8 protein-coding genes are annotated in these 12807 nt (G+C 48.8%); 5 read left to right on the forward strand and 3 right to left on the reverse strand.

The features are described 5' to 3' along the window. Positions 1–72: 72 nt before the first annotated feature. The 3 genes from Q0577_RS11890 to Q0577_RS11900 all read left to right on the forward strand — a co-directional run bounded on the left by Q0577_RS11890 (position 73) and on the right by Q0577_RS11900 (position 5571). Complete coding sequence (locus Q0577_RS11890) at positions 73–516, forward strand: GNAT family N-acetyltransferase (RefSeq protein ID WP_298736470.1); 444 nt, start codon at positions 73–75, stop codon at positions 514–516. Positions 517–588: 72 nt separating this feature from the next. Next, on the forward strand, positions 589–4086 hold the full coding sequence (locus Q0577_RS11895; RefSeq protein WP_298736471.1) for a SusC/RagA family TonB-linked outer membrane protein: 3498 nt from the start codon (positions 589–591) through the stop codon (positions 4084–4086). 18 nt (positions 4087–4104) lie between these two features. Beyond that, positions 4105–5571, forward strand: coding sequence for a SusD/RagB family nutrient-binding outer membrane lipoprotein (locus tag Q0577_RS11900; RefSeq protein ID WP_298736473.1), 1467 nt, complete (start codon positions 4105–4107; stop codon positions 5569–5571). A 161-nt stretch (positions 5572–5732) separates the two neighbouring features. Here the strand turns inward: Q0577_RS11900 and Q0577_RS11905 are convergent, their stop codons facing one another. Both Q0577_RS11905 and Q0577_RS11910 read right to left on the reverse strand, forming a co-directional pair. Next, positions 5733–6212, reverse strand: coding sequence for a YcxB family protein (locus tag Q0577_RS11905; protein WP_298736475.1), 480 nt, complete (start codon positions 6210–6212; stop codon positions 5733–5735). Positions 6213–6251: 39 nt separating this feature from the next. Next, a complete protein-coding gene (locus Q0577_RS11910) occupies positions 6252–6758 on the reverse strand; it encodes a hypothetical protein (protein WP_298736477.1) in 507 nt (168 codons plus the stop codon). 208 nt (positions 6759–6966) lie between these two features. Between Q0577_RS11910 and Q0577_RS11915 the strand changes: the two genes are divergently transcribed. Continuing rightward, positions 6967–7650 (forward strand): diphthine--ammonia ligase, encoded by a 684-nt coding sequence (locus tag Q0577_RS11915; protein WP_298736479.1) that lies wholly within the window; start codon positions 6967–6969, stop codon positions 7648–7650. 473 nt (positions 7651–8123) lie between these two features. On the opposite strand, the gene Q0577_RS11920 is transcribed toward Q0577_RS11915, so the two are convergent. Continuing rightward, positions 8124–11459, reverse strand: coding sequence for a vitamin B12-dependent ribonucleotide reductase (locus Q0577_RS11920; protein ID WP_298736481.1), 3336 nt, complete (start codon positions 11457–11459; stop codon positions 8124–8126). A gap of 532 nt (positions 11460–11991) precedes the next feature. Here Q0577_RS11920 and Q0577_RS11925 point away from each other — a divergent pair. Further along, positions 11992–12750, forward strand: a complete 759-nt coding sequence (locus Q0577_RS11925) for a geranylgeranylglyceryl/heptaprenylglyceryl phosphate synthase (RefSeq protein ID WP_298736483.1) — start codon at positions 11992–11994, stop codon at positions 12748–12750. Positions 12751–12807 lie beyond the last annotated feature (57 nt).

A 12807-nucleotide genomic window follows, 5' to 3' on the forward strand; every position in this document is an offset into this window, starting at 1 on the left:
TGTTCTACCCCCCCTGACGGACAATGGCAAATAGCCTGTAACACAATACTGTACTTAGATTGACCACATGCTATGAAGCATTTTCGTATAATCGAATACGGTAGTTGTGCTTACCGGGACATGGTAACCCTCCGGGATGCAGTATTGCGCAAACCATTGGGGCTTACATTCACCGAATCCTATCTGCAACAGGAGATCAACGACTGGCTGGTAGGATGTTATTTGACAGAGAACGATCAGGAGTTACTGGCAGGATGCTGTATACTGACGCCTGTGGACGAAAACACGGTACAGTTAAGGCAAATGGCCGTAGCCCCGGAATATCAGGGCAGGGGGATAGGTCGTGACATCATCTTATTTGCAGAGCAACAAGCAACCAGCAACGGCTTTAGAGAGCTGATGATGCACGCACGTCAAACAGCTGCAGGTTTCTATGAAAAGTTGGGATACGAAATTCACGGAGATGAATTTATGGAAGTAGGCATACCGCACTACGAAATGAGGAAAAAACTGTAACTGTAGTCGCTATATTCAAAGGCTGCCCGGCATGCACCACCAAGCTGTGTAATCAAAAATCGCTAACATAATATGAAAAGCCATGTACTCGCCGGGCTTGGACTGTGCTGCATCTTTTATTGTACTGCCGGCAGAGCGCAACAGGATACAACTGCGCCGGTACGGAAAGACACAACAGTTCAAAGGGATACTACTGTTACAAAAGACACATCAAAACCTGCTGCTGTTATTGTTGCTGATACTACAAAGAAACCCGCAACAGATACCAGTAAACAGGCCACAGACACCAGTAAGGCGGCTACCACTGCCGCGGATACCAGTAAGCCTAAACAGGATACCGGCCTGATCTTACCTCCCGATTCCAATACTGTCAAACAGGAACTTACCAAGTTCACCCTCACCGGAACCGTGCAGGATTCATCGCAGACACCGATCCCGGGCGCTAAAGTGCTGAACAAGAAAAGCGGCGAAGCGGTGATGTCCGGACCAGACGGAAAGTTCTCTATCAAAGCCGCAAACAACGACACGATCGTAGTGTCGGCCGTTACCTTTGGTGAACAGGCTTTACCGGTAAAAGGACGAGAGCCGCTGACGGTCTCGCTTGTCTCTGCTGCTTCGGGACAGAAGACCCTGTCGGAAGTGGTGGTGACCGCCCTCGGTATTAAAAAGAACCCGAGAGCAGTGGGCTACGCCCTGCAGGAAGTGGGCGGTAATGCGGTACAGGAAGCCAAGGAAGTGAACTTCGTAAATGCATTGTCTGGTAAAGTAGCTGGTCTGCAGGTAAGCACCAACACCGGCTCTATGGGCGGTTCTACTAAAATGACCATCCGTGGTAACAAATCCATCCTGGGAGACAATAATGCTTTTATCGTGGTGGACGGTGTGCCCGTACTCAATAACGTGCTCAACGATCCCAACCAGCAACGCGGTGGCGGCGGTTATGACTACGGCAGTCCTATACAGGATATCAATCCGGAAGACATTGAAAACATCTCCGTACTGAAAGGCGCTGCTGCAACAGCGCTCTACGGCAGCCGCGGCGCTAATGGCGTATTGCAGATCACCACAAAGAAAAAGACAGATGCGGATGGTGGCATCGGTGTTACCTATAGCCTCAATGCGCAGATTGACCAGGTGTATAAATTACCTAACTATCAGAACCAATACGGCGGTGGCTATACGGGTTTTGACACCGTGTATTATAACCAGCATCCGGAAGCTTTTCTCAACGAACAGAGCGCTACCTACGATGATAACAATGGCAAAGGCCGTTATGACCTGCTGCCGCAATATTATGCAGATGAATCATGGGGTCCCCGGCTGGATGGCCGCCAGGTGCGCCATTACTGGTCATGGGATAAAGACAAAGGCAATCCGGATTTTGGTAAAACAGCACCCTGGGCGCCACAGCCTAACAACGTGAGAGACTTCTACAAAACCGGGACCACCATCACCAATAACATTGCAGTAGGTGGTAGCAGCGATAAAGGCTCCTTCCGCCTGTCTTACGGTAATATGAAACAAACTTTCGTACTGCCCAATGCATCACTTACCAGGAACAACGTTTCCTTCAACGGTAACTATGAGCTGTCCAAAAACCTGAACGCGGTAGTATCTGCCAACTATAGCATTATAGATGCAAAAGGCCGCCCGGGTACCGGCTTTACTGGTCCTAACCCAACTTTGCAGTTCACCATGTATGGTCAGCGGCAGCTGGATATGGAACGGGCGAAAGATTATATGTTCCCGGATGGCTCTCAAAAAACCTGGAACCGTAAACTCTGGAATGATCCTACCGTAGCCTTCAGCAACGGCCCGTACTGGAACCGCTACCAGGACTATGAAACGGATTCCCGCAACAGGCTCTTCGGCTTTGGCGGACTTGATTACGAGGTTACCAGCTGGCTCAGGTTGAGCGGCCGCGTATTTATGGACCAGTACAATTCTACGGAAGAAGAAAGGATGGCGCAACAACCTGGCGCTACCGGACTGATTACCGGCTCTTATCTGAAGCGCCTGCGTAGTTCCCGTGAGATGAACTACCAGCTTACAGCAGACATTAACAAAGAGTTTGGCGACTTCTCACTGGACGCTACCATTGGTGGCAATATCCTGCACAGGAAATGGACAGTGAACGGCGGACAAACAACCGGTGGTCTGATCATACCGGGTACTTATAACCTGCTGAACTCCGTACAGCCTGCACAGGTATTTGATCAGTTCTACGAAAAGCAGATCAATTCTGCCTTTGCAACCGCTACCCTCGGTTATAAGAACCTGCTGTTCCTGGATCTTACCGGCCGTAGCGACTGGAGCTCTACCATCAACGTAGACAACAACCCGTATTTTTATCCTTCTGCTTCCCTTTCGTTCGTCTTCTCAGATCTGCTGAAATGGAAGTGGCTGAATTACGGAAAGGTAAGGGGTAGTATTGCCGCAGTGGGCGCTGATACTGATCCATACCAGGTATATGACGCTTATGCGCTGATACCGCCCTTTGGCACTGACCCGGTGACCAATTTCCTGACTACCAAGAATAACCTGCTGCTGAAACCGGAACGTACCCGTGAGTATGAATTTGGTACAGAGCTGCGGTTCCTTGATAATCGTATCGGTTTAGATGTAACTTATTATAACCGTACTACCAAAGACCAGATCCTTACCTTACCCATCCCTGCGGCTACAGGCTTTACCACCGTTGTAGTGAACGGCGGTAATGTTCGCAACCAGGGTGTGGAAGTAAGCTTAAACCTGAATCCCATCCGCCTGAAAGGTGGCTTCCGCTGGGATATCAACGCCAACTTTGCCCGCAACCGCAACAAGTTGCTGGACATGAATATAGAACAGTACAATACCAACCTGGACCTACTCTCGCTGGCTACGGACCGGCGTACCAACAAAGTATCCATAGTGGCGTTAGTAGGCCAGTCCTTGGGAACCATCCTGGGTACCGATTATGTATACGACCAGCAGGGTAGGAAAGTAGTGACAGACCAGGGCTTTTACCAGGTATCCGGCATACAGCCCATCGGTAATGTAAATCCTGACTGGATAGGCGGTGTTAACAACACTTTCTCTTATAAAGGCATCTACCTGTCTGCACTGGTAGACATGCAGCACGGTGGACAGTTCTTCTCTTACACTAACCTGTACGGTAAAAAGTCAGGCCTGCTGGATGTGACCGCTGAAAACGGTATCCGCGAAAATGGCATTGTAGTGCCGGGTGTAACGGCAGATGGAAAAGAGAATACCGTGAACATTACGGCAAAAGATCACTTCAACCAGAACGGTGGTAATGTGATCAGTAAGGCAGACCTGTATGATGCCAGCTACGTATACCTGCGCGAAGTAAAACTAGGATATAATATTCCGGAATCATGGTATAAAAAGATAAGGGCACAAGCCGCCCGTATCTCGCTGTACGGACGTAACCTTTGGCTCATTCATTCCAATGCGCCTAATGTAGACCCTTCCAATATTACCAACTCTGCCGGTAATATACAGGGTATTGAAGGGGGCGCATTGCCTTCACTGCGCTCTTATGGTGTGAACCTGAATATTTCATTCTAATCAACAAACTCAACGGAAATGCTTACACGAATCTTAAAATATAGTTGTTATATACTGTTAGGTGGCATGGTAATAACAGGTTGTAAAAAACTGGAAGACATCAATCACGATCCTACCAAACCAACCACCACAGAACCGCAATACCTCCTTACAGGTGCAGAGAAATCTGCCATGGACATTTTATACGCAGGCCCGCAGAACGGGCGCACCGCCATGGCCTATGCACAATACTGGACCGGTAACGATAAAGCGAACGATGCACGCTACCTGCTGGATGAAGGTATCAACGCGCCTATCTGGAACAATCTTTACAGCGTATCGCTGCACAACCTGAACGAGATCATCCGCCTGAACCAGGAAAGCCCACTGCCGGTGTCTGCTAACCAGATCGCTATTGCGCAGATACTGAAAGCATGGATCTACCAGATACTCACAGATACCTACGGCAACATCCCCTACACAGATGCGCTGCAGGATGTGAAAAATATCAGGCCCAAATACGATGACGCCCAAACGATCTACAACTCCTTACTGGATACACTGGCACAGCAGGCTGCTGCCCTTGATCCTGCACAGGGAAGTTTTCCCACCGGCGACGTGATCTTTAAAGGCAATGTAGCTGCCTGGAAAAAACTGGCGCACTCTTTAATGCTTCGCCTGGCTATTCGTATGGCAGACGCAGATCCGGCTAAAGCAAAAAGCGTGATCGAAGCCAACTGGCAAAACGCTATGACCAGCAATGCCGACAGTGCTGTTTTCAAATACCTGAGCGCAGCGCCCAATAAATTCCCTTACAATGAATCTGAAAGGGAACTCTCTGAATTCTTTGTAACGTCTACCCTGGTAGATTACATGGCCAGCGTAAACGATCCCCGTTTGCCCGTATTTGCACGTCCAACAAAATTGGATACTGTTTACCGCGGACTGGCTTACGGTACCTCAGAAAGCAATCCAAGCCGCCTGCCACCCTCCGGCTACTCCTACCCGGGCACCAGGATCTATGCCGCAGATATGTCTGGCATACTCATGACCTACCCGGAAGTGGAATTTATACTGGCTGAAGCGGCAGCGCGGGGTATGGTTGTTGGCGGTGACGCCGCCACCCATTACCAGAATGGTGTAAGGGCTTCACTGGAATTCTGGGGCATTACCAATGCAGATTCTGTGAATGCCTATTTGCAGCGGGTGCCCTATAACGAAGGCGACTGGAGAAACGTAATAGGCACACAGAAATGGCTGGCGCTGTACCCACAGGGCCTGCAAGGTTGGTTTGAACGTCTGCGGCTTAACTTCAGTAAACCTAATGGCGACTCCCTGTTCATTGCTCCTGTAGATGGCTCTCTGGATCAGAATGTAACCTTTGTGCCCTACCGCCTTACCTACCCGGTAAGCGAGCAGCAGCAGAATAACGCCAGCTACCAGGCAGCAGCATCTGCCATTGGCGGCGATACCAAAGGAGTTAAATTGTGGTGGAATAAACAATAAGTGGCTGTTAGCAGTTTATTATTAAGCAGCCCATGCTGCAGATTGCAAACAGCCAATTATCACTTGGGGGCTCTACTTTAACCTTGAATTGCAAAGGCCTTCCTGCTAAAACAGGAAGGCCTTCTTATTTTCGACTGATGCATTAGCAGATCAGTATATGATCAGTTGATTTTTCCCTTCACCAGCTTACTGAAGTTATTCCGCGCATCTTCGTTTTCAAAAGCGCTGGTAGGGATCAGCAGAAAGGATTTTTTATCCCGGTACAGGAAAAAGAACTTGCGGGTTTCTACCAGGCGGGAAAAGTTATTCCAGGATAACTGCCGCTGATGATCACTGGCCCGGGTAGATATCAGCAGTCCGTCTTCGGTATATCTCAACCGTATCTCGTCTTTAAAAGTAGCTGCTTTATTATAGGTAGATAAGGGTAATACATACCAGAATGCCCATGCGATCAGGGCTGTCATGGCGGCTATGCCAACAAGAGCATTCAGCGTTACCACCCGGAAGAAGAATCCGGCCAGCGTGGCCAGGAGTAATATACATAAGGTATTACGGAAGACTTTGATCTCACCCCGTCTTAAAAAGTGATAGCGTAATGCATTCAATACATCCTCCTTATTATAACTAAACTCTACGTGCATTATGCCAGGCAACAGGTTTTTATGGTCTACGATCAACAACTACTTGGGTGTGGCAATGGACATCGGGTTTTCCATATCATCCCGTTCTGTAACAGGGGCATATTTTTTACGGTTGGCAACAGGTTTCTTGATCTTGTCAAGATCATCCTCGTTCAAGCCTGGAAAATTATTCTTAATGAACTGAAAATATTGCTGCAATGCTTTCGCATCAACTTTAAACGGAAATACCAATGATTTACCTCCCCCTTTCAGGTAATCATTACTATTGATCCTGGTCTCGTTCTGCAGGTACCATTTATAAAGGTCTACTACTGCATTTTCCAGGGCGCCGTCTTCTACGGCGCTGTTATCTTCACGGCTCAGCATCCAGACGTATTCTTCTACGCGGCTGGGTTTAACGGTAGTAGTTTTTACAGCAGCCTTGCTTTCACTGGATGGCTTTTCCGGATTCTCACATTTCTCATTCTTGTGCCCATCATTATCAGTGGCATATGCTGATGCGGCTGAGGCGATGATCACCATCAGCAGGAACAACAGCGTTCTCATGTGAAGATATTTTTTTGATGTTGGGGAAACAGGAATGCCTTGCATGTTATCCATACATCTTTGAGAAAATATTGGCATGCCTGGCATCATATAGGTAATTTTTCAACTTTAAAAATACAAAATAGAATTAACATATCCCAAAAAACAAAATCGCCCTACCTTTACTATTAACATTATTTAACATAAAAGACCACCTTCCATTCTTAAAATGATCCCGGCATTTATCAACTGGAGCAGCGGTAAAGACGCCTGCTTTGCCCTCTGGACCATCCGCCAGCAAGGCATTTACGACATCCGTTACCTGTTCACTACCCTCAGCGCCGGCTTTCAGCGGGTATCCATGCACGGTGTGCGCGAAGTCCTGCTCGATGAGCAGGCCAGGCAGTTAGGCATTCCCCTCAAAAAGGCCTTCCTGCCCGAAAATGCGGCAATGGAAGACTATAACCGCCTGATGCAACAGCAGATGGAGGAGATGCTGGAGGAACATATCTTCCATGCTGTATTCGGCGATATCTTCCTGGAAGACCTCCGGCAGTACCGGGAGGGGCAACTGGCAGGGGTAGGCATGCAGGGCGTATTTCCTATATGGAAAATGGACAGCCGTGAACTCCTGCGGCAGATCATTCAGGCTGGCTTTAAGGCTATCGTGGTTTGTGTGAACGCCCGCTACCTCGACGAAAGTTTTGCCGGCCGTATCATTGATGATCAGTTCCTGGCAGACCTGCCCCCTGGTGTAGACCCCTGCGGGGAGAACGGGGAGTTTCACACCTTCGTATTTGACGGGCCCCTGTTCAAAGCGCCCGTATCTTTTACCCCCGGCGAAACGGTAGAACGTAGCTATAGCAACGGCAACTGGGATAACCGCTTTTTTTTCAAAGAATTACTACCCTGATAAAAAAACAAAAGCAATGGATGAACCATTGCTTTCGAGAGTCATTTACAGTGCATGAAGAGTCATGCTTGTAGAAATATTTGGTTTTTCATAGGACAGTAACCATAATAAAAATTAATACAATAACAAATATATAAAAAATATATAATGATGTTAGCGTAATGTTAAAGATTTGGAAAAGCTCAAAAACCTGCCTGAAATATTAGTAAAAAATTAAATAGGAAGCGCCTTTTTAAAAATAATCAAATGAGGTAGGGATGGGAAACAATTAAAAGCTGGCTGTTGGTGATAAGCGGTTAGTGGCGGTGAGGTGACTTTATATAAAACAGTAAGGGCACCTAGAAAGGCGCCCTCAATTTGTTACTATCCTATGAAAACCCTATTTGAATACAAATGTACGTGCATGTTAATTTTCTTTGAAATTTTCTGCCAAGAATAACAAATCATTAACATGGCCTTGGTTGACAACGCTTTCAGCTGCATCCCATACTGTTTCCGCAGTTCAAACACTTGTAACAGGTACCGGAACGAACGGTAATATGTCCGCAGGTATTACATGCGGGTGCATCGCTCTGCATGCTGCGCATATAATCCTGGGTGCTGTTCTCTCCGGTTGCCAGCGCCTGTTGCTTCACCGGCTTGGGATTAGCGGTATTACCTTTCCCGCTCAGCACTGTTACCCGTACATTGGATAAAGAAGGCTGCTGCGATTGTGGCGGGAGCGTTTCTGGCATATCATCATCTTCTCCGGTATTACCGGGGGCATCCAGCACGTGTACCAGGTCTGTTCTTCCCAGGTACTCATAACCCAGTACCCTGAAGATATAGTCTATAAGAGATGTGGCGGATTTGATATTGGGATGGTCTACCATGCCCGCCGGCTCAAAACGTGTAAATACAAACTTATCTACAAACTCTTCCAGCGGCACACCATACTGCAGGCCCACTGAAACCGCAATGGCAAAGCAGTTCATCAGGCTGCGCAACGTTGATCCTTCCTTGGCCAGGTCTATAAAGATCTCACCGAGGGTGCCGTCTCCGTATTCACCGGTGCGCAGGAAGATAGCCTGCCCGCCTACTTTGGCTTTCTGTGTAAAACCACGGCGTTTACCCGGCAGCGTTTTGCGCTCAATGATGCGGGACAGCTGGCGTTTCAGTGTGGTATCCGGGCTCGCCTGCATACGCTTGCTTACCTCTTCCAGCAGTTCATCAATGGTCAGCTGGTTCAGATCTATGATCTGCGCAGTGTCCTTACCGCTGCTTTCTTCAGCGGCTTCCGCCTTTTTCTTCTTATCGCTCTTGTTGCTCAGCGGCTGACTCAGTTTGGAGCCATCGCGGTACAGAGCACAGGCTTTCAGGCCCAGCTCCCAGCTCAGTTTGTAGGCATCTTCTATCTCTTCTACGGTAGCCTCATTAGGCAGGTTAATGGTTTTGGAGATAGCACCGGATATGAATGGCTGGGTAGCTGCCATCATCCGTATATGCCCATGTGCGTGTATGTAGCGCTCTCCTTTTTTGCCGCACTTATTTGCGCAATCAAATACAGGCAGGTGCGCTGCTTTGAGGTAAGGCGCACCTTCTACGGTCATGGTGCCGCAGATATAATCATTGGCGGCTTCTATCTGCTCATCGGTAAAGCCCAGCTCATGCAGCAGGCTGAACTCCATATTGAAATACTGCTCCGGCTTGAAACCCAGTCTTTGCAGGCATTCTTCGCCCAGCGTGTATACATTGAACACAAAAGAGATATCGAAAGAGGAAGCAACTGCGGTATCCAGCTTCTTCATCTCTTCAGCGATGAAGCCTTTTTCGCTCAGCGACTGGTGGTTGATGTAAGGCGCCCCTGCAAAGCTGCCGGCGCCTTTGGCATAGTCAACGATCGCTTTTATTTCATTGGGTTTATAGCCCAGGTTCTTTAATGCGGTAGGGATACTCTGGTTAATGATCTTGAAATAGCCGCCACCACTCAGTTTTTTGAACTTAACCAGTGCAAAGTCCGGCTCTACGCCGGTGGTATCGCAGTCCATTACCAGGCCGATAGTGCCGGTGGGCGCTATCACGGTGGCCTGTGCATTGCGGTAACCATACTTCTCGCCCAGCTTTACGGCATCATCCCATGCTTTGGTAGCTGCTTTCAGCAGGTAATCGGGGCAATAACGTGCATTGATGCCCTGGGGCTTTATTTCGATGCCTTCATAGGCATCGGCCGCATCATAAGCGGCTGCACGGTGGTTGCGCATTACCCGCAGCATGTGCTCCCGGTTCTCAGCGAACCTGGGGAAAGCGCCAAGGTGGCTGGCCATTTCAGCGGAAGTGCTATAGGATACTCCGGTCATGATCGCAGTGATGGCGCCTGCAATACCCCTGGCTTCTTCACTGTCGTAGGCAATGCCGCTTACCATCAGCATAGAGCCCAGGTTGGCAAAGCCCAGTCCAAGGGTACGGTACTCATAGCTCAGCTGCGCCACTTCTTTTGAAGGAAACTGGGCCATGTGTACGGATATTTCCAGCACTACTGTCCACAGGCGCACGGTATATTCAAAGCCCTGCACATCAAACTGGTTCTTTGATTCGTCAAAGAAACGGCGCAGGTTCACAGAGGCCAGGTTACAGGCGGTGTTATCCAGGAACATGTATTCTGAACAAGGGTTGGAGGCGTTAATGCGTCCTCCTTCCGGGCAGGTGTGCCACTCATTGATGGTAGTATCATACTGCGTACCGGGGTCTGCGCAGCGCCAGGCAGCGTAAGCGATCTGGTCCCACAGGTCTTTGGCGCGAACGGTCTTCATGGTTTTGCCATTGGTGCGGGCTTTCAGCTCCCACTCGCCATCTGCTGCCAGTTTATGGAAAAAGCTGTTCGGAATACGAACGGAATTATTGGAGTTCTGGCCGGATACCGTACGGTAGGCCTCTCCTTCATAATCTGATGAATAACCGGCGGCGATCAGCGCCCCTACCTTTTTTTCTTCCTCTACCTTCCAGTTGATGAAGTCCATGATCTCGGGATGATCCAGGTCCAGGCACACCATTTTGGCGGCCCGGCGGGTGGTACCACCTGATTTGATAGCGCCGGCGGCCCGGTCGCCTATCTTCAGGAAGCTCATTAACCCGCTGGAAGTACCGCCCCCGCTCAGTTTTTCCCCTTCTCCGCGAATGCTGGAGAAGTTGGTACCCACGCCGGAGCCGTATTTGAAGATGCGGGCTTCCCGCATCCAGAGGTCCATGATACCGCCATCATTCACCAGGTCGTCTTCCACGCTCAGGATAAAGCAGGCATGTGGCTGCGGGCGCTCATAGGCGGAAGTTGACTTCTCTACCTGGCCGGTGGCCGGGTTCACAAAGTAATGACCCTGGGGCTTACCCGTAATGCCATAACTTTCATGCAGCCCGGTGTTGAACCATTGGGGGGAGTTGGGCACACAGGCCTGGTTTAACATACAGTACACCAGCTCATCATAGAATACCTGGGCATCCTTTTCAGAAGCAAAATAGTGGCTGCGCTCACCCCATACACGCCAGCAGTTGGCCATACGGTGCACTACCTGTTTAACGGATGTTTCACGGCCGAGGCTGCCGTCAGGCTGCGGTACGCCGGCCTTACGGAAGTACTTCTGGGCCAGTATGTCAGTGGCTATCTGCGACCATGCGCCGGGCACTTCCACATTGTTCATTTCAAACACCACATCCCCACCCGGGTTGCGGATCACCGATGACCGCAGCTCGTACTCAAATTGATCATAAGGGCTTGTTCCTTCCTGGGTAAAGTGGCGGGAAAATACAAGGCCGCCTTTGTTAATAGCCTGTTTCATCCGATAGATATTTTAATTTCCATGGCAGGACGGGGGAACCCAGCATTCACATAACGACACCAGCAGTAGTGGCTGCATTGAATGGTGCTAAATACCTACAATAAGTAGTTGCTCAGGGTGTAAATGGTGTTACTTATGCCCGGTTTCATCTGTCCCATGAATTGGAGATTTAACAATAAGAATTTCTCTGAAAACCTGAGGTATTGCTAAAATAATTTTTTAAATTTAGGATATGTCATTTTACTTTTTCACAGCTTGTGGATAATTGGAAAACCAACTGTCTGACGCCAACAGACCCCAGGCTGTATACCGTTTCCCTACCCTTAAATACTTTAGGTATCAGTTTATTAGGATTGTTAATAACCAAAAAATGGCCTAAACCTTGCTATGGTACAATTGGTAGGCCAGGTTTTACTCCAAAAGCAGGATGTCAGCTCCCATAAAAAATGAATGTCATGCATATATACAACACGGGTAGTCACTTTTACCAATTTTTTTATACATTTGCGACAACCGGAACAACGCTTATTTGATGTACAAAAAACTATACACTTCTTTCACTGAAAGAAAAGCAAAAGGTTTAAAGTCATTTGCAGTCCTGATTGATCCGGATAAGGTAACGCCTGCTGGAATTACAGACCTTGCTGCCAAATGTGCAGAAGCCAGGGTAGACTATATATTCCTGGGCGGCAGCCTGGTAATTACCCAGCATCTTGATGAATGCGTACAGCGGCTTAAATCCGCCTGCGATATACCTGTTGTGCTCTTTCCCGGTAGCCCTACCCAGGTGTCCCGCTATGCAGACGCGCTGCTTTACCTTTCCGTAATATCCGGCCGGAATCCTGAGCTCCTGATAGGACAGCATGTCGTATCAGCCGCCGCCGTTAAACGCAGCGGGCTCGAAATTATTCCTACCGGCTATATGGTGATTGATGGTGGCGTGCCTACCACGGTTTCCTATATCAGTAATACCACCCCTATACCTGCAGACAAGGATGATATTGCCATGTGTACCGCAATGGCAGGGGAAATGCTCGGACTGAAAATGATCTATATGGATGCCGGCAGCGGCGCCCGCGACGCCATCAGTGAAAGCATGATCCGCCAGGTGTCCAGCCAGGTGAGTGTGCCGGTGATTGTTGGCGGCGGTATCCGCGACGCAGAAAAGGCATACCTCGACTGTAAAGCCGGTGCAGATGTGATTGTTGTAGGTAATGCTATCGAAAAAGACCTCTCCCTTGTTAAAGAAATTGCCGATGCTGTACATTCAGCACCGGTAGCTATAAAATAGCTTTTAGCTGTTAGCCATTAGTCATTAGCCACATGCTAACAGCTAAAAGCTAATGGC

Origin of the sequence: uncultured Chitinophaga sp., from assembly GCF_937898475.1 — a bacterium.
Taxonomy (GTDB): domain Bacteria; phylum Bacteroidota; class Bacteroidia; order Chitinophagales; family Chitinophagaceae; genus Chitinophaga.

Excerpts from the sequence above, each read along its gene's own strand:
- Q0577_RS11910 (WP_298736477.1), bottom strand. The coding sequence starts at position 6,758 with ATGAGAACGCTGTTGTTCCTGCTGATGGTGATCATCGCCTCAGCCGCA.
- Q0577_RS11905 (WP_298736475.1), bottom strand. The coding sequence starts at position 6,212 with ATGCACGTAGAGTTTAGTTATAATAAGGAGGATGTATTGAATGCATTA.
- Q0577_RS11925 (WP_298736483.1), top strand. The coding sequence starts at position 11,992 with ATGTACAAAAAACTATACACTTCTTTCACTGAAAGAAAAGCAAAAGGT.
- Q0577_RS11915 (WP_298736479.1), top strand. The coding sequence starts at position 6,967 with ATGATCCCGGCATTTATCAACTGGAGCAGCGGTAAAGACGCCTGCTTT.
- Q0577_RS11920 (WP_298736481.1), bottom strand. The coding sequence starts at position 11,459 with ATGAAACAGGCTATTAACAAAGGCGGCCTTGTATTTTCCCGCCACTTT.
- Q0577_RS11890 (WP_298736470.1), top strand. The coding sequence starts at position 73 with ATGAAGCATTTTCGTATAATCGAATACGGTAGTTGTGCTTACCGGGAC.
- Q0577_RS11900 (WP_298736473.1), top strand. The coding sequence starts at position 4,105 with ATGCTTACACGAATCTTAAAATATAGTTGTTATATACTGTTAGGTGGC.
- Q0577_RS11895 (WP_298736471.1), top strand. The coding sequence starts at position 589 with ATGAAAAGCCATGTACTCGCCGGGCTTGGACTGTGCTGCATCTTTTAT.